The 18,642-nt window shown below is 60.1% G+C and carries 19 protein-coding genes; 1 reads left to right on the top strand and 18 read right to left on the bottom strand.

What is annotated here, in order from left to right:
* Positions 1–162: 162 nt before the first annotated feature.
* The 5 genes from OIL77_10285 to OIL77_10305 form a co-directional block, all read right to left on the bottom strand.
* A complete protein-coding gene (locus tag OIL77_10285) occupies positions 163–1,095 on the bottom strand; it encodes a 1-phosphofructokinase (GenBank protein ID HJI45781.1) in 933 nt (310 codons plus the stop codon).
* Positions 1,096–1,283: 188 nt separating this feature from the next.
* Positions 1,284–2,216 (bottom strand): 1-phosphofructokinase family hexose kinase, encoded by a 933-nt coding sequence (locus OIL77_10290; protein ID HJI45782.1) that lies wholly within the window; start codon positions 2,214–2,216, stop codon positions 1,284–1,286.
* Between the two features lie 74 nt (positions 2,217–2,290).
* On the bottom strand, positions 2,291–3,994 hold the full coding sequence (ptsP, locus tag OIL77_10295) for a phosphoenolpyruvate--protein phosphotransferase (GenBank protein HJI45783.1): 1,704 nt from the start codon (positions 3,992–3,994) through the stop codon (positions 2,291–2,293).
* Between the two features lie 133 nt (positions 3,995–4,127).
* Positions 4,128–4,391 carry an HPr family phosphocarrier protein gene (locus OIL77_10300; GenBank protein ID HJI45784.1) on the bottom strand — a complete coding sequence of 88 codons (264 nt, stop codon included), beginning with the start codon at positions 4,389–4,391 and terminating at the stop codon, positions 4,128–4,130.
* 525 nt (positions 4,392–4,916) lie between these two features.
* Entirely contained in the window at positions 4,917–6,920 is a 2,004-nt protein-coding gene (locus OIL77_10305) for a fructose-specific PTS transporter subunit EIIC (GenBank protein HJI45785.1), read from the bottom strand.
* A 272-nt stretch (positions 6,921–7,192) separates the two neighbouring features.
* On the opposite strand from OIL77_10305, the gene OIL77_10310 reads away from it, so the two are divergent.
* Positions 7,193–8,050 (top strand): MurR/RpiR family transcriptional regulator, encoded by an 858-nt coding sequence (locus tag OIL77_10310; protein ID HJI45786.1) that lies wholly within the window; start codon positions 7,193–7,195, stop codon positions 8,048–8,050.
* Between the two features lie 59 nt (positions 8,051–8,109).
* Here OIL77_10310 and OIL77_10315 read toward each other — a convergent pair whose 3' ends face one another.
* The 13 genes from OIL77_10315 to ruvX form a co-directional block, all read right to left on the bottom strand.
* Positions 8,110–9,738 carry a DNA repair protein RecN gene (locus OIL77_10315; GenBank protein HJI45787.1) on the bottom strand — a complete coding sequence of 543 codons (1,629 nt, stop codon included), beginning with the start codon at positions 9,736–9,738 and terminating at the stop codon, positions 8,110–8,112.
* On the bottom strand, positions 9,728–10,588 hold the full coding sequence (locus OIL77_10320; GenBank protein HJI45788.1) for an NAD(+)/NADH kinase: 861 nt from the start codon (positions 10,586–10,588) through the stop codon (positions 9,728–9,730). Before OIL77_10320 ends, OIL77_10315 begins: the two co-directional genes overlap by 11 nt.
* A complete protein-coding gene (locus OIL77_10325; protein HJI45789.1) occupies positions 10,585–11,388 on the bottom strand; it encodes a TlyA family RNA methyltransferase in 804 nt (267 codons plus the stop codon). Before OIL77_10325 ends, OIL77_10320 begins: the two co-directional genes overlap by 4 nt.
* A 35-nt stretch (positions 11,389–11,423) precedes the next feature.
* On the bottom strand, positions 11,424–11,663 hold the full coding sequence (locus tag OIL77_10330; GenBank protein HJI45790.1) for an exodeoxyribonuclease VII small subunit: 240 nt from the start codon (positions 11,661–11,663) through the stop codon (positions 11,424–11,426).
* Positions 11,664–11,665: 2 nt separating this feature from the next.
* Complete coding sequence (nusB, locus tag OIL77_10335) at positions 11,666–12,250, bottom strand: transcription antitermination factor NusB (GenBank protein ID HJI45791.1); 585 nt, start codon at positions 12,248–12,250, stop codon at positions 11,666–11,668.
* Positions 12,251–12,253: 3 nt separating this feature from the next.
* Positions 12,254–12,616: an Asp23/Gls24 family envelope stress response protein gene (locus OIL77_10340; GenBank protein ID HJI45792.1), complete on the bottom strand. Its 363-nt coding sequence runs from the start codon at positions 12,614–12,616 to the stop codon at positions 12,254–12,256.
* A gap of 24 nt (positions 12,617–12,640) precedes the next feature.
* Positions 12,641–13,204, bottom strand: coding sequence for an elongation factor P (gene efp, locus OIL77_10345; GenBank protein HJI45793.1), 564 nt, complete (start codon positions 13,202–13,204; stop codon positions 12,641–12,643).
* A 160-nt stretch (positions 13,205–13,364) separates the two neighbouring features.
* Entirely contained in the window at positions 13,365–14,495 is a 1,131-nt protein-coding gene (locus OIL77_10350) for a Xaa-Pro peptidase family protein (GenBank protein HJI45794.1), read from the bottom strand.
* 132 nt (positions 14,496–14,627) lie between these two features.
* The gene (locus OIL77_10355) at positions 14,628–15,737 is read right to left on the bottom strand and encodes a hypothetical protein (GenBank protein HJI45795.1); all 1,110 of its coding nucleotides are present in this window, start codon (positions 15,735–15,737) and stop codon (positions 14,628–14,630) included.
* On the bottom strand, positions 15,734–16,267 hold the full coding sequence (locus tag OIL77_10360) for a shikimate kinase (GenBank protein ID HJI45796.1): 534 nt from the start codon (positions 16,265–16,267) through the stop codon (positions 15,734–15,736). Before OIL77_10360 ends, OIL77_10355 begins: the two co-directional genes overlap by 4 nt.
* Before the next feature lie 8 nt (positions 16,268–16,275).
* A complete protein-coding gene (locus tag OIL77_10365) occupies positions 16,276–16,773 on the bottom strand; it encodes a YqeG family HAD IIIA-type phosphatase (GenBank protein HJI45797.1) in 498 nt (165 codons plus the stop codon).
* Between the two features lies 1 nt (position 16,774).
* Positions 16,775–18,208: an endolytic transglycosylase MltG gene (gene mltG, locus OIL77_10370; GenBank protein HJI45798.1), complete on the bottom strand. Its 1,434-nt coding sequence runs from the start codon at positions 18,206–18,208 to the stop codon at positions 16,775–16,777.
* Positions 18,201–18,629: a Holliday junction resolvase RuvX gene (ruvX, locus tag OIL77_10375; protein ID HJI45799.1), complete on the bottom strand. Its 429-nt coding sequence runs from the start codon at positions 18,627–18,629 to the stop codon at positions 18,201–18,203. The genes mltG and ruvX overlap by 8 nt, the downstream gene beginning before the upstream one ends.
* Positions 18,630–18,642: the final 13 nt, after the last annotated feature.

The raw sequence follows: 18,642 nt of genomic DNA on the forward strand, positions 1-18,642 counted from the left end.
CTATGGCCTCCTGCGACTATCAAATTGGCTATCGATTGCGTCTGCAAAAAGTCTAGCAAGAAACAGCCTCCACTGCACACGCAAGTCCGATAAACAAAAACGCATCCGTCCTAGTCTAAGACGGATGCGAAATAATCAAACTATTCAGACAAGGTGCCGGAACTAGCAGACCTGGCGAACCTCGATGTGCTTCTTATATTCGTCCACCTTGGCAAAATCACCCAGACCGGGGCACTCGACCACGTTGGCGCCAGTGGCCATCGAAAGGCGCAGGGCGTCCTCGACGCGCTCGGGGGCGTCGTGCCACACGGACAGGAAGGCAGCGAGCGAGGAATCGCCGGCGCACACAGTCGACAGCAGCTTGACGTCGAAGGTGCGGTTGGCAAACCAGATATGCTCGCCGTTGGAGAAGTACGCACCGGCGCCACCAAGGGTCAGCAGCACGTTCTTGGCGCCCTTGGCGTGCAGCTCGGCCATAGCGCCCTTGACGGACTCGTCGCCACCACCGCTCACCTTGATGCCAAAGATGTCAAGCAGCTCGTCGTCATTGGGCTTGATCAGCAGTGGCTCCAGAGCAATGAGGTCTGCCAGCTGATGGCTCGAGATATCGAGCACGAACTCGGCGCCCTTTGCCTTCACGCGACGCAGGACCTCGGCCAAGAAGCCCTCGGAAGTGTTGGGAGGCAGCGAGCCGCTGATGACCAGGCAGGTCATGTCATCGAGCGAATCGATAAGTTCAAACATCTCCTGCTCGTTGGCCTCATTGATGGCGGCACCGGCATTGACCATGTTGTACTCGGTGTCGGGACCGGCGTTGAGGAACACATTGACGCGCGTAATACCGTCGGTCCACACGGGCTTGACGGGCACGCCCAGGGCCTCGGCGCCCTTAACGATAAACTCACCCGAGAAGCCGGCGAAGAAACCCAGGATCGTGGTGTCGACACCATAGTGGTCAAGCGTAAACGAGACGTTGAGGCCCTTGCCGTTGGGCGTGTAGACGGCATTGCGGGTACGCGTGACGGTGTTGGCAGCAAGACCGTCGCAGGCGATGTTGTAGTCAATGGCGGGATTTGCAGTGAGCGTGTATATCATGAATGTTCCTTTCACGAAGCAACGTGTTAATGAAAGTATATTCCACGCATCGGTAAAAGGCTAGGACAACTCGGTGAACGGTGTGGAAGCGATGAAGTACGGCAGGACATCTCTCCCCTATGACGGAACAAAAAGGCGCCCTGGCCGAAACCGGGGCGCCGCATGCGCACGAATATGTCGCGTTTCGATTACTGACGATCGAGCTTGCGGACAGCAACGCGCTTGCTGTACTCGTCAACGTGACCAAAGTCGCCAATGCCGACGGACTCGGCAACGTTGGCGCCGGTGGCCATAGCGAGCTTCATGGCCTCCTCGACGTTGTCGCGATCCCTGTACCACTTGTGCAGGAACGCAGCGAGGGTGCAGTCGCCGGCGCAGACGGAAGAGACCAGCTTGATGTTGAACTCACGCTTGGCGTACCAGATGTCCTCGCCGTTGGAGAAGTAAGCGTCGCCGCGGCTACCACGGGTGAGCAGCACGTTCTGAACGCCAGCGTCGTGAGCCATCTTCATGGCGACACGAACCTCGTCGTCGGTGTCGACCGGCACGCCGAAGATGGCCTTCATCTCGTGATGGTTCGGCTTGATGAGAAGCGGCTTCTTGTGAGCGAGCTCCTTGAGCTTGTCGGAGGACAGGTCCAGGACGACGTCGGCGCCACGAGCCTGAGCGTGCTCCATGACCTGAGCCAGGAAGTCGGGCGTAGCTTTGGGAGGCACGGAGCCGGAGACGATCAGGCACTCAAGATCGCCCGCGGTGTCCAGGATGTTGTAGAGCTCCTCCTGGTGCTGCGGCGTGATCGGAGCACCCGGGTTCAGGATGCCGTACTCGTGCTGGCCATCGTTGACGTAGGTGTTAATGCGCGTGATACCGTCGGTCCAGACCGGGCGGCAGAGGCAACCCAGGTTCATGACCTCCTCAACGATGAACTTGCCCGTGAAGCCAGCAAAGAAGCCGAGTGCGACGGTGTCAACGCCCATCTTCTTAAAGGCGAAGGACACGTCAAGGCCCTTGCCGTTAGCCGTGTAGCTGGCCGAGCCGGTGCGGACGTTCTCATCGGGCTCGAGCGGAGAGCTCGAAACCGTCATGTCGACAGCCGGGTTAGCGGTTAGCGTGTAGAACATTTACAGTACCCCCTGTATATGTGAGGGCCGCGTGGCCGGCCCATTCCAACCACGCGGTTACCTCTGATACCAAATTAGCGAGCTGCGGACTCGAGCAGTGCCTTGACCTCGGCTGCGGTGTTGCAGGCGAGCGCCTTCTCGGCGAGCTCGTCGCACTCGGCCTTGGTCCACTGGCTGATGGTCTTGCGGGCGCGCAGGATAGAAGGAGCGCTCATCGAGAACTCCTCCAGGCCCCAGCTGATCAGCAGCGGCTCGAGCAGCGGATCGGCAGCGGCTTCGCCGCACATACCGACCATGATGCCGGCCTTCACGCCGCTCTCGATGATGTTCTTGAGCGAGCGGAGCACGGCGGGATAGTAAACCTGGTACAGGTTGGAGATGGTGTCGTTACCACGGTCGGCGCACATGGTGTAACCGATCAGGTCGTTGGTTCCGATGGAGAAGAAGTCGGCGACCTCGGCAAGACGGTCTGCGAGCAGCGAAGCGGCGGGCGTCTCGACCATGATGCCGACCTCGATGTTCTCGTTGAACTTGCGACCCTCTTCGGTCAGCTCGGCCTTGCACTGCTCGACGAGCTCCTTGACAGCCAAGACCTCCTCGACGCAGGTGACGAGCGGGATCATGATCTTGACGTCACCGAAGGCGCTAGCGCGCAGCAGAGCGCGGAGCTGGACCTTGTACTGGTCGGGATTGGCCAGGCAGTAACGCACGGCGCGGAAGCCCATGAAGGGGTTATCTTCCTTGACCATGTGCAGATACGGAATCTCCTTGTCGCCGCCAACATCGAGCGTGCGGATGATGACCGGAGCACCCTTGAGCGCGCTGGCGACCTTACGGTAGGCGTTGAACTGCTCCTCCTCGGAAGGAAGCTCAGCAGAGTCCATGAACAGGAACTCGGAGCGGAACAGACCGATGGCCTCGGCGTCGTGATCGAGCGCGTTGGGCACGTCATCGGGGTTACCGATGTTGCAGGCGATGATCTTCTTGATGCCATCGGCAGTCACGGACGGCTTGCCGCGGAAGGCCTCGAGGGCTGCCTTCTCGGCAGCGAAGGCCTCGGCCTTGGCGGTGTATGCGGCGAGCGTCTCCTCGTCGGGATCGGCCTCAACGATACCCTTGCCACCGTCGACGACAACGGTCATACCGTTGCGCAGCGCGGTGCAGCTATTGGAAACCGAAAGGACAGCCGGGATCTCGAGGGCGCGCGCAATAATCGCGGAGTGCGACGTGCGACCACCGGTCTCGGTGACGATACCGGCAACGTGGGCCTTATCGATCGTGGCGGTCATGGACGGCGTGAGGTCGTGAACGACAACGACAGTATTCTCGGGCAGGACGGAGAGGTCGACGACCTCCTTGCCCAGCAGCTCGGCCAGAATACCGGTGCGGATGTCGGCGATGTCGGCCGCGCGCAGACGAAACATCTCGTCGTCCATGGACAGGAACATGTTCTCGAACATGGTCGAGGTGTCCATGAGCGCCTGCTCGGCGCAGGTACCGCCGTCAATGGCGGCGTTGATGGCGTCGGTCATGCCCGGGTCCTGAGCCAGGACAATGTGTCCGCTCATGATCTCGGCCTCGGCCTCGCCCACCGTCTCCTTCATGTGGTCGGCCTGAGCCTGGGTCTTCTCGCAGAAGACCGAAAGAGCGGACTGATAGCGCTCCTTCTCTGCTGCCGAATCGGCAACCTCGTGCGGCTCAAACGTCAAGTCGGGATCGACGGCGACCATGACGGTGCCGATACCGATGCCCTCGGAAGCGTTGACTCCCTGATACATTCCCATTCCTCTCTCCGTGTCATGTGATAAAGCGTTTTGCCATATCCATGACAAAAGAGCGCAGCTACCTTACAACAGGTCACTGCGCCCCCAAATATGAACTTAGTTGTTCAACATGCGACCCGTTTGAGTTCTACTCGCCAAGACCGCTCTTGATGAGCTCAATGGCAGCAGCCAGAGCCTCGGCCTCGTCAGCGCCGTCGCACTTGACCTCGACCTCAGTGCCGCAGGGGATACCAGCAGCCATGAGGGCCATCGGGGACTTGCCGTTGACCTCCTTCTCGGGGGTAACGACCGTCACGTCACAGGCGTACTTGCCCATGGTGGAGGCGAACAGACCAGCCGGACGCATGTGCAGACCCTGAGGATTAACGAGGGTAGCCTTCTCAGAAACCATAGTTGACTCCTTTTTGTGTTTAACCCCTGTCATGCATGTGGCAGGAGTCAGATTCACGACGTTGTTTATATTAACTCACATCAAACGGTTTTTCATTATGTTTCCCACGAATTGTTGGACAGATGTCGTTCCTGTACGCTTGCCCGCCGGGCGGGGCGGTTAAGTTTGCTGCTCTACAGTCCTGCGCAAGACGAAAAGCACATTAATTGCTTTCCTTTGCGTGCGGAACTCGCGACAAACTTAACCGCCCCGCCCGGCGGGCGAGCTGCGGAAACTCGGTCGGTCCAGAGCAATATCGGCGGAACGGAATTCTGGCTGAGGATCTGTTCGCGACAAAGACTCGACAGGCGGCCCTCTCTATGCCCTTTTATAAGTTGCGGTTAAATAGGGACTGAATTTGGGGTTGAACCGTTTAAACAGTCCCTATTTCACCGCAACTTATGGGAGGGATAGAAAAAAGGCGGAGGCCCTGGAGAGGGACTCCGCCTTATATACAGGGGGCGATGTTATTCGCGAGCTGGTGGATTAGACCAGGCGGGCGTTGATCGTCTTGGCGATCTCGGCGGCGTCGGTGGAACCCTTGACGGTGGCACGGAAGTCCTCGTCCATAAGCGCCTCGGCGACCTTGGACAGGATCTTGAGGTGCGTGGTTCCAGCCTGAGCGCCCGGGATGAGCAGGGCGATGGCAACGTTGACGGGAGCGCCGTCCATGGTGTCCCAACCGGTCACGCCGGACTCGTCCTTGACGACGATGACGGCAGCCTCGGTAATGGCGTCGGACTTGGCATGCGGGATGGCGAAGCCCTCCATCATGCCCGTGGTGCCCTCGGCCTCGCGGGCCAGGAAGGCGTTCATCACGGCGTCGGCGTCGCTGGCGATACCGGCCTTGACAGCCTGGTTGGAAACGAAGCTCAGAGCCTCGTCACGAGAAGCGAAGTCCTCGGCGACAAAGACGTTCTCGACCTTCACGAAGTCAGCAGCCTCGGCCTTGGGGGCCTCGACGGCAGCGGCCTTGGGGGCCTCAACCGGCTTGGTTGCAGGAGCGGGCTTCTGGTTCTTCTCGAAGTCGTACTTCTTGAAAGCCACGAACAGGATGCCACCGACCACGGCGCCGATGAGGATCGCGAGGACCCACAGCGGACCGTTCTCGACAACGGGCAGGACCAGGAAGCCGCCGTGAGGCGCCGGATCGTGAACGTTGAAGAAGATGGTCAAGATGGAAGCGATGGAAGAACCGAGCATCATGATGGGCATAACGGGCCAGATGTTCTTGGTCATGAACGGAATGGCGCCCTCGGTGATGTGGGTGCAACCAAGGATGAGGTTGACGATACCGGCGTCATGATCCTCCTGGCTGAAGTACTTCTTGCCGACAACGACGGCGAAGGTGGTGATCAGCGGCGGAACGATGCAAGCGGCGGAGACGGCAGCCATGAAGTTGGTGCCGAAGTTGTAGGTCTCGGTGCCGACGCCAGCTTCGAGAGCGGTACCGAGCAGGAAGGTGCCAGTAGCGTAAGCAGCCTTGTTGACCGGGCCGCCCATATCAAAGGCGCACATGCAGCCGATGGCCAGGCCAAGGATCACCGGACCGGAGTTACCGAGGCTCTGCAGGAAATCCATCATGCCCTGGTTAATGGCAGCCATGGGGCCGGAAATACCAAGCATGACCAGACCGACGATGGCGGTAGAGCACAGCGGATACAGGAAGATTGCCTTCAGGCCATTAAGGCTCGCAGGAATTTTAGAGAAAACCTTCTCGAGCAGCAGGATGACATAGCCAGCGAGGAAGCCGCCGACGATGCCGCCTAGGAAGCCAAAGCCCACACCTGCGCCACCGGCGTCGATCATGCCGGTATCGGCGTTAACAGGCAAGCCCTGGATGGCAATCATACCGGCGACGAAACCGGGGACGAGCGCCGGGCGCTTGCCGATGGACTCGGCGATGTAAGCGGAGAGCACCGGAACCATGAGGTTCATGGCGATACCGCCGATAATCTTGAGCATCGCGGCAAAGCTGTTGTAGTCGGCAGCCGTCGAATCAAAGGACGTGATGCCCCACAGGAACGAAATGGCGGTCAGAACACCACCGGCAACGACGAAGACCAGCATGTGGCTGACGCCGTTCATGAGGTGCTTGTAGATGACGTGGCCGATGGACTCCTTCTCCTCGACCTCGTCCTCGACATCGGCGGCAGCGGCAACCGTGTCGTCGCCCTTGGCGGCGAGCGCGCGGTCGATCAGCTTACCAGCAGCCTCGACAGACAGGGCCTTGGAAACACCAACGGAAACCATGGGCTTACCGGCGAAACGCTCAGCCTGGACATCCTTATCGGCTGCGACGACGACGGCCTTGGCACCGGCGATCTCGCTCTTGGTGAGCTCGTTCTCGACACCGACCTGGCCATGAGTCTCGACCTTAATGGTCAGACCGCGCTCGGCAGCTGCCTTCTCCAGCGCCTCCTTCGCCATGAAGGTGTGCGCAATGCCGGTCGGGCAACCGGTCGCGGCGATGATGTCAAACTTAGCCATGTGTCCCTCCTTCTTGAGTACAGCGCCCGCGGGCGCTCCCCTACACGCGCTTCGATGCGCGTTTTTCCACAACTGAAAGATACCAACCTACCGTCCGCGTGAGAAGAGACAAGGCGCAATTCTCCGGTGAAAGGTTCTTTCATAACCGTAAACGGCAAGTGAAAGTTTACCATCAACACTTGAAACGGCAAGGTGTATCTTGTAATTGAAAATGCCCGTATACTATGGCATTGCAAATCAAGTTAGATTTTCATGCCAACCAGGAGCCATCCATGACCGATAGTAGCAAAAGCGCACTTTCCCTCATTAGTACCCACCAGGGATACAGCGAGTCCGAGCAGCGCATTGTCGACTATATATTGGAGCACCAGTCCGAGGCGCCACGCCTCACGGCGGCTCAGCTCTCGCGCGCTGCCGCCACGTCCGAGGCGACCGTTTCGCGTTTCTGCCGCAAGCTGGGCTTTGGCAGCTTCCGCAGCTTTCAGTTTTCGTTGGCGCGCGACTTAGAGAGTCAGCGCAACGAGGGCCTGACCGACGAGGTCTCGCTCGACAACATGGAGCAGAGCCTTAAAAATATCCTCGCCGCCAAGGTGAGTGAGCTTAATGCGACCATCGACGGCATTGATCACGACACGTTGGCCGCAGTTGTACACGCGCTTAAGAATGCCGGCGTTATTGAGTTTGCGGCCGTAGGCAACACCAACGCCGTCGCGCTCGACGCGACGTTCAAGTTCTCGCAGCTGGGCCTTCGTTGCATGGCAAGCACCATCAGCGAGACCTCGATTGGTTTTGCGCTCACGCTGCGCCCCGGTGACGTTATCGTGCTGATCTCAAACTCCGGCAAGTCGCGCCGTCTGAATCGCATGGCAAAAGCGGCTCGCGACTGCGGCGCAACCGTAGTCGTCATCAGCAGCGACAGCAAATCCCCGCTCGCGCGCCTGGCAGACTACACCTTTAATACCGTCAACCACGAAGCACTACTGACAACGGGCGACTTCGCGTTCTCCAAGATGAGCGCCACGATGATCATCGAGGTCATCTACAACTTCCTGCTGCCCGAAATCGAAGACGCACGCGAGCATATCAGCTACTACGAAGAGCTCATCCAGCCGGATAAGGTTGTGGAGTAAAACGCGTAGTGGGACAAAAATTTCAGTCTATTTTGTCCCACCAACACCGCTGATACGACCTAACCTCGAGCTTCTTCAAGCATCTGCTTGGCATGCACAAGACTTGCCTCCGATTGGTCGCCGCTGAGCATGCGGGCAATCTCGGCAGTGCGGGCATCCCCAGCCACCTCATCCAGATGCGTCTGGGGAACGTCGCCGGGCTCTTTACTGACCACGTAGTGCTTGTCGGCCATAACCGCAACCTGCGCCAGGTGTGTTACGACGATGACCTGATGCGTGGCGGCAAGATCGGCCAGCACACCAGCAAGAGCGCGGGCCGTGGAGCCGCCGACACCAGCATCGACCTCGTCAAACACCAGCGTATCGACACCGTCCGCGTTACCGAGGACAACCTTACTTGCCAACATGACGCGGCTGAGCTCGCCGCCCGACGCAATGCGGCGCAGGGGACGTGGAGTCAAACCGGCACCGCTGCGGTATAGCAGCTCGTAGCTCGAAGGACCAACGGGCGTCCACTCAGCACGGGGAAGATCACGCGACTCCCAGACGAGCTCGGCACTACCCATTTCCAGGCGAGCCATCTGGCGGCCAACCTCGTGGCAGAAGCGCGGGGCCGCCGTATTGCGAGCGCGCTTAAGTGCCTTGGCAGCGGTAAACAACTCGCGCTCAGCGCTCCCGAGTGCCTCACGCGCCTTTTTGATCTGCTCATCGCCATCATCGACCAGGGACAGCAGCTCTTGCGAGCGATCGCGCATGGCAAAAACATCGTCCATGGTAGGACCCCACTGACGCAGCAGGCCCTTGAGGTCGGAATACCGCTCACGCATGCGAGCGAGCTCGCGCGGATCGAAGGCGACGCCATCGCGATAGGCACGAAGTTCGTTCGCGCAATCCTCAAGGGAGATACAGGCATCCGAAAGCAAATCGGCAATGTCGCCAAGTTTGCGATCGACGGAAGCCATACGGGAAAGTTCTGCCACGGCGCTGTTCACGGCATCGAGCGCTCCCCCTTCAGAGGCAAGCGATGCATGGGCATCATTAGCTGTGGCAACCAGCACCTCGGCATGTTCGGAGCGCGGCAGCAGTTCCTCGAGTTCCTCATACTCGCCCGGTTTGGGGTCGACCTCGCCGATGCGCTCGAGCGCAAAGCGCGCTTCCTCGACGCGGCTCCCCTGCGCACGCGAGGTCTCTTCGACACGTCGAACCTCCTTAGCGGCAGCGCGCGAAGCCTTAAAGCAAGCACGGTAGTGCTCGAGTGCCTCGAGCGCAGAGCGCCCCGCCCACGCATCGACCATCGCAACGTGATGTGCCGGATCGAGCAAGCGTTGGTGCTCGTGCTGGCCGCACAAATCCATCATCACGCCAACGCGCTCCGAAAGCTCGCGCACACTGGCGATGCGCCCGTCAATCTTCACGCGGCTGCGGCCCTCGGCGGAAAGGCTGCGCTGTACGGTGAACCCTTCCGTGTCGTGCGGCCCGTCGAAGAGTCGTGCCTCGACGCTCGCGAGCGCCTCGCCCTCGCGCACCGTCGACGAATCCGCGCGCACGCCCAAAATAAGTTTGAGGGCCGAGAGCAGCGCGGTCTTGCCGGCACCGGTCTCGCCGGTCAGGACAGTCAGGCCGGCACTCGGCACCAACGTCGCCTCGCGAATGAGTGCAATGTTAGAAACCTGCAGCTCATCGATCATGACGCACTCCGTAGAACACACGGCTCACCGAGTTATAGAAGCTCTCGGGGCCGTAATCCAGCAGCAGCACATCGCCGGGACCGCGACGCACAGCCACGCTCTCGACCGTGCCATCGCAGGTAATAAACTGTCCATCGATAGCGATCGCCGGAACACTCGGACGGTCATCAGACATAAAGATCTCGACGACATCACTCGGCGAAGTCAAGAAGGCACGGGCCTGAATGGTGTGCGGCGCAATGGGTACGCAGACCATGCCCGTATAGTCGGGGCTCACGATGGGGCCACCGGCACTGAGTGCGTAACCCGTAGAACCAGTCGCCGTGGACACGACCACGCCGTCGCCACGCAGGCGATCGATATGGTGGCCGGACACCGTGATGTCAAACTCGACCATATCGGACAGGGGGCCGCGCGTGAGCGCCATGTCGTTGAGGGCGAACGTGCGCACGACATCCTTCGTGCCATCGTCACGCACGGACACGATATCCGCGGCGATGGTAGCGCGACGGCTCACATGCAGCTCGCCGGACAGGGCGTCGCTCACAACCTGCAAAATGTCGCGCTCCTCGGGACTCGCGGCCGTCAAAAAGCCCAGGTGACCATAGGAAAGACCGAGGATAGGAATCTCGCGATGGTTGAGGATGCGGGCAGCGCGCAGCAACGTACCGTCACCGCCGAGCGTAATGACCAGATCGGAGCCGTCAATATCAGGCGTGCTTTGAATCTTCGATCGCTGGTCGGCAGCCCATGCGACCTCATAGCCCTGGCGCGTCAGCCAAAGCTCGAGCATCAGGCCGCTCTCGACCGCCTCTTGCTTGTAGTAATTGGGAACCAGAAAGACCTTCATAGCGTTGCAGCTTTCTCGCTCATAACCGATACCTGGGATTGCAGCTCGTCTTGCGTGCGGTCGCCGGGGTCAAATCTCGTGCCGTACAGGAAAAACTCAACGTTGCCCTTGGCACCATGAATGGGCGACACGCACACATCGACCGGGAACAGGCCCTTGGCAGCAAAGAGTTCAACCGCCGCCACGAGTGTATCGCGGCGCACGGCGGAATCGGTCACAATGCCGCCCTCGCCAACCAGCGCCGCCGGAGCCTCAAACTGCGGCTTTACGAGCGTGCAGAATGCACCCGTAGGCGCCAGGCACGCCAGTACCGCATCGATAATGTTCGCGATGCTGGTAAACGAGACATCACACACAGCCAGGTCGATAGTGCCGGCATAGCCAAGCTCAGGCAGCTGCGTCACGTTTGTGCGCTCATGCAGCGTCACGCGATCGTCCTGGCGCAACGACCAATCGAACTGGGCGCGACCCACGTCCACCGAGACAACGGTCGCAGCTCCGCGCTTGAGCAGGCAATCGGTAAAGCCGCCGGTAGAGCAGCCCACATCCAGACAGGCAAGGCCCGTCGGATTGATGCCAAACGCATCAAGCGCGCCTTCGAGCTTAAGACCGCCGCGGCCAACATAGGGAATGCGCCCCTTCACATGCAGCGGCAGCCCCGGGATCACCTTAAGGCCCGGCGAAGTCAAGCGCTCACCGCCACTCGAGACCAAGCCGGCCATAAGAGTGCGAAGGGCATCCGCGCGATCGGCGCAGATGCCCTGTGAAATCAGTTCGTCATCAAGACGCACGCGTTTCATGAATGCCATCAACCATTCGTATCCGGAGATGCGGCCTAGCTATCCTGGGATTCGTTTGCCGCATCCTCATCGTATTCCTGTTCGAGCTTGTCGGCCTCACGCGGCGTCAGCTCAAACTTGTCGACCATGTCGACCGCACGGGAGCCCAGCTCAATCGCCTCGTCAAACAGATCGAGCGAACGCTCCAAGGACGTATCCTTAGAGCGAACGGTAGCTATGATCTGGTCCAAGCGGTCCGAAATCTCGTCGAAGTTGCGGACGGAACCCTCTGGCATGGCTACTCCTCGACGGTACCGGTCTCGGCCTCGGCGACCTCAGCGTCCTCGTCGAGAACGCCGGCCTCGGCCTGAGCAACCGCAACCTTTGCGGCAGCCTCGGCAGCCTGTGCCTCCTCGCGAGCGCGATCCTCGGCCAGCAGCTCCTGGTATAGGTCCTCGCCCGGCAGCTCCTCGCTGCGAGCGATCTTACCCAGCACGCCGTTGACGAACGACGCGGACTGGTCGGTGCCATAGGCCTTGGCAAGCTCAACGGCCTCGTTGATCACGATGGCGTCCGAGACCTCCTCGTCGGTGAGGAAACGCATCTCGTAAACGGCGATACGCAGCAGGTTGCGGTCGGCGCCGGGCATGCGCATAAGATCCCAGTTCTTGGCAACGGAGCGCAGAGCACAGTCGATGCGGTCGATATGCTCGTAGGCACCGCGGCACAGCTCCAGAGCATAGGGATCGAGGGGACCCTTCGAGATCAGGAAATCACCCTCGAGGACGCGCTCGAGCGGGCTGTCCGTGGCCTCGGCCTGGAACAGCAGCTGCAGCGCCTGACTGCGGGCAAGCGTACGCCCGCGATAAACCTTAAGGCTCAAAGGTTACTCCTTGGGGAAAACGAGGCCGTCGATGCAAACGTCAACGCGCTCGACCTCAACGCCAACCTGGGCATCGATGGCGGCGACCACGGCAGCGCGAACGGCCTCGGCGAGTTTCTTGAACGGATAGCCAAAGAACACCACGACGCGCACGGTGAGTGCGAGCTTGTCGCCGACGACCTCGGCCTCGACCGCCGGCTCAGAAGCCGGGGCCTTGGACGAGAGCATCATGGAGACAAGGTTGGTGGCAAGGTCCTTGACGCCAACGGAGGCGATGCCCTCGACATCCGACACGGCGCGCGAGACGATGGCGGTCAGAACATCGGGCGAAATCCCGATGCCGTCAATCTTGATTTCCTGGGGCATAAGTCCTCCTAGAAGAGTTGGTTGCTAGACGCGGGAGACGAACTTGCCGTCGCGGGTGTCAACCTTGATGACCTCGCCCTCGTTGAGGTACATGGGGACCTGGATGACAGCGCCGGTGTCGATCGTGGCCGGCTTGGTGGAACCCTGGACGGTGTCGCCCTTAAAGCCCGGGTCGGTCTGGACGATGGTGGTCTCGATGAACATCGGCGGGGTCACGCCCATGAGCTCATCGTCGGCGAAGAGCAGCTGGCAGATGTCGTTCTCGCGCAGCCACTTGGAGTTCTCGCCCACCATGTCCTCGGGAACGGGAACCTGCTCATAGGACTCGTTGTCCATGAAGATGTAGTCGGTGCCATCGTTGTAGAGGTACTGGAACTCACGGGTGGTGAGCATGACGCTCTCGAACTTGGTGCCGGCGTTGCAGGTGTTCTCGACGACGCGGCCGCTCTTGATGTCGCGGGTCTTATAGCGCACAAACGCGCCGCCCTTGCCCGGCTTGACATGCTGGAACTCGACGATGGTGTAGACCTTGTCCTTGATGCGGAGACCGAGGCCGTTCTTGAAGTCGGCGGTGGAAATGGTAGGCATAGCGACCTTTCTTGTTATGGGCAGAACGCACAAGCGTCCAAATTACATACGACAGAAATTATACACTTGCAGACGGCGCCTGCGGCGAGCGCATAAAAAGAGAACGCGGGGCGTCCGAATCAATCCGGACGCCCCGCCCCAAACTATCTACTGAAGTAAACTAGCAGTCGATAACGTGCAGGTCGTGCGGGGTCTTGGTGAAGGGCTCATAGCCGTTCTCGGTGACCACGCCGTAGTCCTCCAGGCGCACGCCGCCCACGCCGGGCAGGTAGACGCCGGGCTCCATGGTGATAACCGAGCCGACCTCGATGATATTCTTGCTGCGGTTAAAGTTGGGCAGCTCATGGATGTCGATGCCCACGCCGTGACCCAAGCCATGGTTATAGTAATCGCCATAGCCGGCATCGCCGATGATCTTCTTGGAGAGCTTGAAGATGTCGTTGCCCTCAACGCCCGGATGGATGGCGGCGACGCACTCCTCGTGCGTACGGCGCACGAGTGCGTACAGGTCGAGCTGCTCCTGGGTGGGCTCGCCCATCACGACAGTGCGCGTCATGTCGGAGCGGTAATCGCAATAGCCCGCGCCGTAATCCATAAGAACGAAATCGCCCTTCTCGATCACGCGGTCGCTCGGCACGGCATGCGGGTTGGCGGTGTTGGGGCCGCTCGCGACGATGGAACCGAAGGCCAGGCTGTCGGCACCGTTGGCGAACATAAAGTTCTCGAGCTCGTTGCGTACCTGCTTCTCGGTCATACCGGGCTTAATAAAGCCGAGCATGTGCTGGAAGGCGGCATCGGTGATCGACTGCGCATGGCGCATGAGCTCAATCTCCTCGGCGTCCTTGATGGCGCGCATCTTGCGGATATCGTCGTGCATCAGCGGCAGCATACAGGCGACGGAACGGTCCTCCAGGCCGCGCTGAATACCCTGGTAGAAATTAATCTGCATATCGTCCTCGACAGCGCAGACGCGGCATTTGTTGGCCGCGATCTTGCCGGCGACCCAACCGGGGATGGTGCCCTCATCCATGTCGTAGACCCAGGGGCTGCCGGCTGGCGTGTTCTCCTCAAAGCTGTTGAGGTAGCGCGAGTCGGTGTGGAACAGGCACTGGTCGGCCGTAATAAACGCAGCGTGCGGGAACTCGAAGGTGTAGTCGAAGACGCCCTTCACGCCCGTAAGCCAACGAAGGTTGGCCTCGTCGCGCACCACGATGGCGTCGTAGCCACGCTCGACCATCAGGGCACGGACACGCTCGATACGACCGGCAGGACCGGCAGCAAACTCAGACATGCAGATTCCTTTCTTGTTGTCTCAATATAGACGGGACGGGTCTCAACCGAACGACGGAATCGCATGCGATCCGCAACCGATTGAAAACCCGCCCCTCAACATGATACGAAAGACGATGGAAGTCAATAAATCTTAGAGAAGTTCTTTACGAGAAGCCAAGTAGGCGTGAGCATGGCGCTCAAGAACCTCGTCCTCGACGCTCGTTAGGCGAATGGCGCCGAGCGCCGCGGGCAGCGGCAGCATGCTGCGGTTCGAGCGGACAAACTGCTGTCTGCGGAACTCCTCGATATATGCGGCAGGCTCCAAGTCGAAGGCAAGCTCCTCGATGCCAAAGTCCTCCAGGCAGTCATCGAGATCAAACACATAGTCGATATCGAAGTCGCAGGCATCGTGTGCTAGGCGCGCCTCAAAGCGCATGCCCTCGGATAACAGCTGATAGGCAGGGACCTGCGAGGCGGCATCGCCCAAGCAGGCGCGCAGGGTACGCTCCCCCGTCTTGCCAAAATCGAGCGCATGGCGAGCGCTCGGGTTCGTGGCCATCAGTACGTCCTTACGGGCAGTCTGAGACCATTGAACGGCATTGACGAGCGCGACCTCCTCGCCCGCGAGAATCTCGGGGACGGTCTCAGTAAACTGATTCCAGCGGGACTTACTGCTCGAAAGCATGGTGCCAACAAGCACCACAAAGCCGAGCTTGAGGTCCTCGGGGTCCGCCTCACGAACAAGGTCGAGGTCACACACGACCAAGCCCGGTTCGGGACGGAACGCGATAGCGGGAAGCGCATTGGCCGACGAGGCGACGAGCGGCTTCATGGTCGTCGCGACCGTGAGCATGGCGTCAAAGGTCGTCGGCAACAGCGCGCACTCGGTTCGGCCGCACCACTGGTTGGCGCACCAGCTAACAACCGAGCAGGTTGCGGCATCGCCAACGGCGACAACCAGATCGTCGCAGGTAACGCCGTTGGCAGACAGGGCGCCAAAGATAGCATCAGCATCGGCCAGCGTGGCACCAGCAGGCGAAACCTCAAGGACTAGCAGCGACACGGCAAAACCGGCGTCGACCAGCGCATGCTCGACGACTTCACCAAAACGCTCAGATGTGGCGGTGTTCCAAACGACCATCGCGCGCTTAGGCTTGCCCACGGCCGAGGCAAACATACGCGACAGTTCATCGAACGCGCCCAATCCGACGCGGACATCGACGCTGCGGTTTTGGAAATTGATCAGTTGACGGCGAATCATAGCAGCCCACGCTCCAAAAGCATCTCGGCACAAAGGTAGGAAACGTCCTCGAAGGACTTGTTGCGAATATCAAGGGTAAGGTCGGCGGCCCGGCGATACAGCGGACGGCGATGCTCAAACAGGCGCGCGGCATGCTCGGGAGAGCGAAAATCGGGGCGCGTGTCGGACCGACGAATCTGGCGAATCGAATCCTCGAAGTCACCCTCGAGGTACACGCACGTACCCATTTCGTGCATCAGCTCAATATTCACCGGCGTCTCGACAATGCCGCCCCCGCACGAAACCAACAGGCTGCGCTCACTTTGGAGCGAACGGAGCGCCGAGGTCTCGAGCTCGCGAAAACGATCCTCGCCCTCGGTCTGAAAAATCTCGGTTACCGACTTGCCGCAACGGCGCACGACCAGACGGTCGGTATCGATAAAACGCCGCTTGAACATAGTGCCGACGTTGCGCGCGAGCGTCGATTTGCCCGCGCCCAAAAAGCCGATAAAGAAGATATGGTCGCAGCCGTGTTTGGTGTGCTGGGACATAGCGAGACCTATTCCTCGCAGGGAAGGTCGCGAAGGGCCCGGCGCTCAAAGATACGGAAGATCTGCGTATACCACAGGTCCTGCGTCGCCTGCGGCTTTACCAGGATGGTATCGACGCCGGCGAAGTTGCCGCTCCACACGTCCGTGTAGAGCTGATCACCGATCAGCACCGCCTCGTCGGCCGTGGCGCCGAGGCGCTTAAGACCCGCCTTGAGGGCAAACGGCGCCGGCTTCATGGCGTGGCTGATGGCCTCGAGTCCCAGCTCGCGTGCAGAGCTCATGACCTGGTCGCGATGCCAGTTGTTGGACACCATGCACAGCTTAAAGCCTTTGGCGCGGGCGGCATCGAGCCAAGCGGAAACCGCGGCGGGAACCTGCTCGGTGTCGCGCGGCACCAAGGTGTTATCGCGATCGAGCAGAATGGCGCGTTTGCCGTCGGCCCACAGGGTATTAAGGTCGATGCGATCGACCGAGGCAACGTAACGTTTGGGGCTAAAAATCCTCATGCTAATTCCAAGACTGTTGATGCTCTTCGTAGGTTTGCGAGAAGTACTCCTCGTCCTGCGTAATGTAGAAATACAGGTCATCGGAGTCGGTCGGCTCAAGCGTGGCCTTGAGTGCCTCGAGCGACGGAGAGCAGATGGGCGTGGGCGGCAGACCCTCATGCTTATAGGTGTTATACGGACTATCGCTCTGCAGGTCGTCGGCGGTAACCTCGCCACCGGTGACATACATCATAGTCGCATCGCTGTTGAGATAGCGCAGACCGTCGAGCTTGCCGGCAAGGCGGTTGTAGAAAACCGAGGCCACATGCGCACGTTGATCGGCGTTGAGGCCCTCGCGCTCAACGATAGAGGCCAAGTTGACGATGTCGTAGTCGGACATCTCCACACCGTAGCGTTCCTTGATCTTGGCTTCGCAGCTCGCAAAGTCAAGCGACTTGTACTCGGTCTTAAACTGATCGAGCATAGCGCGAATCACGTCATCGGCCGTCGGCGAATCGCCCAGCGAATAGGTCTTGGGGAACAAGAAACCCTCGAGCGAATCGTTGGCGGCGCCCTTAAGGAAGCTATAGTCGTCCACGTAGTTGGAGGCCTTGGCCTGGTTGAGGAAGTCTTCCTTAGAGATGCTGTCGTAGGCCTGGGCCACACGGTCGGCGACTTGATCGACCGTCAGGCCCTCAGGGATAGTCAGCGTATTGGAGCCCGCGTTGGGGCCTTCCATGAGCTGCTGAACAACCTTGGTCGCATCCATGAGTGTGGTGAACGAATAATCACCAGGCTTGAGCGACATATCGGCGTTGAGCTTTTTCACCGCCGCATAGTAATCCTTGGGATTTTCTACGATATGGTTCTCGGAGAGAATCGAAGCGATGCTGTCACCCGAGGCACCATCGGGAATCGTGATAGTAACCTGCTGGCCTGCAACGACTTTCGCACCCTCACCGCCAAAGAAGCCCTTGACGGCTGGCACGACAAAGAAAACGATCGCGACAAGCGCAAGCACGGCAACAACGCCACCGATAATCATAGGCACCGGGGAGCTTTTCTTTTGAGCACCGCGACGAGCATGCGTGTTGTAGCTCGAGCGGGTCGCCGGAGCAACGCCATGCGAACCACGAGCGTGATGCGAATGCGATTGGGGGGCCTGCGTTCGCTGGGTAGGTGCCTGCTGCTTAAAGCGGGTGCCGCCTGCAGGCTGGGCCGTACGAGCAGTGGGCTGCTGAACCGCGTGAGAAGCCGAATGCTGAACCGAACGAGCAGAAGGCTGCTGACCCGTCCGTTGAACAGGTTGGGCCGAACGAGAGAAGGACTGCGCCGGGCGCGCGGCAGGCTGAGCTGCGCGCTGCGTCGGCTGTGCCGGACGCTGGCCAGGCTGGGCAGGGCGCGACGCCGGCTGCTGTGTACGATTCGGCTGGCGCGGATCGGAAGCACTAGGCATGCGAAACCTCCTCGTTTTTACGATCGAGCCACGTCTGCAAAAACAGGCTGGCGGCAATCATGTCGATCTTGCCCCTCATCTGCTTTTCGTTGAGTCCCTGCTCGCGCAGGATACGCTTGGCCTCTTGCGAGGACAGACGCTCGTCCTCAAACTCCAACGGAAGATCGAGCTCGTCGGCAATCTTTTGCGCCACAGCGGCAACGCGCTCGGCCTGAGGGCCGGGCTCACCGGCCATGGTCAGGGGACGTCCGCTTACCAGGATGTCGGGCTCATAGTCCTCAACCAGGTAGCGGAACGTCTTGGCCATACCGGTGACCTCGGCAGCCGGAAGCACCTTGACAGGCATCGCCATCTTGCCATCACGGCTCGAGACGGCGATGCCAATCCTGGTCTCCCCTATGTCCAGCGCGAGCGCAACCACAGTGACTTCTTAG

The organism is Coriobacteriaceae bacterium (assembly GCA_025993015.1).
In the GTDB taxonomy this organism is placed as follows: domain Bacteria; phylum Actinomycetota; class Coriobacteriia; order Coriobacteriales; family Coriobacteriaceae; genus Collinsella.

Excerpts from the sequence above, each read along its gene's own strand:
- OIL77_10285 (HJI45781.1), bottom strand. The coding sequence starts at position 1,095 with ATGATATACACGCTCACTGCAAATCCCGCCATTGACTACAACATCGCC.
- OIL77_10290 (HJI45782.1), bottom strand. The coding sequence starts at position 2,216 with ATGTTCTACACGCTAACCGCTAACCCGGCTGTCGACATGACGGTTTCG.
- ptsP (HJI45783.1), bottom strand. The coding sequence starts at position 3,994 with ATGTATCAGGGAGTCAACGCTTCCGAGGGCATCGGTATCGGCACCGTC.
- OIL77_10300 (HJI45784.1), bottom strand. The coding sequence starts at position 4,391 with ATGGTTTCTGAGAAGGCTACCCTCGTTAATCCTCAGGGTCTGCACATG.
- OIL77_10305 (HJI45785.1), bottom strand. The coding sequence starts at position 6,920 with ATGGCTAAGTTTGACATCATCGCCGCGACCGGTTGCCCGACCGGCATT.
- OIL77_10310 (HJI45786.1), top strand. The coding sequence starts at position 7,193 with ATGACCGATAGTAGCAAAAGCGCACTTTCCCTCATTAGTACCCACCAG.
- OIL77_10315 (HJI45787.1), bottom strand. The coding sequence starts at position 9,738 with ATGATCGATGAGCTGCAGGTTTCTAACATTGCACTCATTCGCGAGGCG.
- OIL77_10320 (HJI45788.1), bottom strand. The coding sequence starts at position 10,588 with ATGAAGGTCTTTCTGGTTCCCAATTACTACAAGCAAGAGGCGGTCGAG.
- OIL77_10325 (HJI45789.1), bottom strand. The coding sequence starts at position 11,388 with ATGAAACGCGTGCGTCTTGATGACGAACTGATTTCACAGGGCATCTGC.
- OIL77_10330 (HJI45790.1), bottom strand. The coding sequence starts at position 11,663 with ATGCCAGAGGGTTCCGTCCGCAACTTCGACGAGATTTCGGACCGCTTG.
- OIL77_10340 (HJI45792.1), bottom strand. The coding sequence starts at position 12,616 with ATGCCCCAGGAAATCAAGATTGACGGCATCGGGATTTCGCCCGATGTT.
- efp (HJI45793.1), bottom strand. The coding sequence starts at position 13,204 with ATGCCTACCATTTCCACCGCCGACTTCAAGAACGGCCTCGGTCTCCGC.
- OIL77_10350 (HJI45794.1), bottom strand. The coding sequence starts at position 14,495 with ATGTCTGAGTTTGCTGCCGGTCCTGCCGGTCGTATCGAGCGTGTCCGT.
- OIL77_10355 (HJI45795.1), bottom strand. The coding sequence starts at position 15,737 with ATGATTCGCCGTCAACTGATCAATTTCCAAAACCGCAGCGTCGATGTC.
- OIL77_10360 (HJI45796.1), bottom strand. The coding sequence starts at position 16,267 with ATGTCCCAGCACACCAAACACGGCTGCGACCATATCTTCTTTATCGGC.
- OIL77_10365 (HJI45797.1), bottom strand. The coding sequence starts at position 16,773 with ATGAGGATTTTTAGCCCCAAACGTTACGTTGCCTCGGTCGATCGCATC.
- mltG (HJI45798.1), bottom strand. The coding sequence starts at position 18,208 with ATGCCTAGTGCTTCCGATCCGCGCCAGCCGAATCGTACACAGCAGCCG.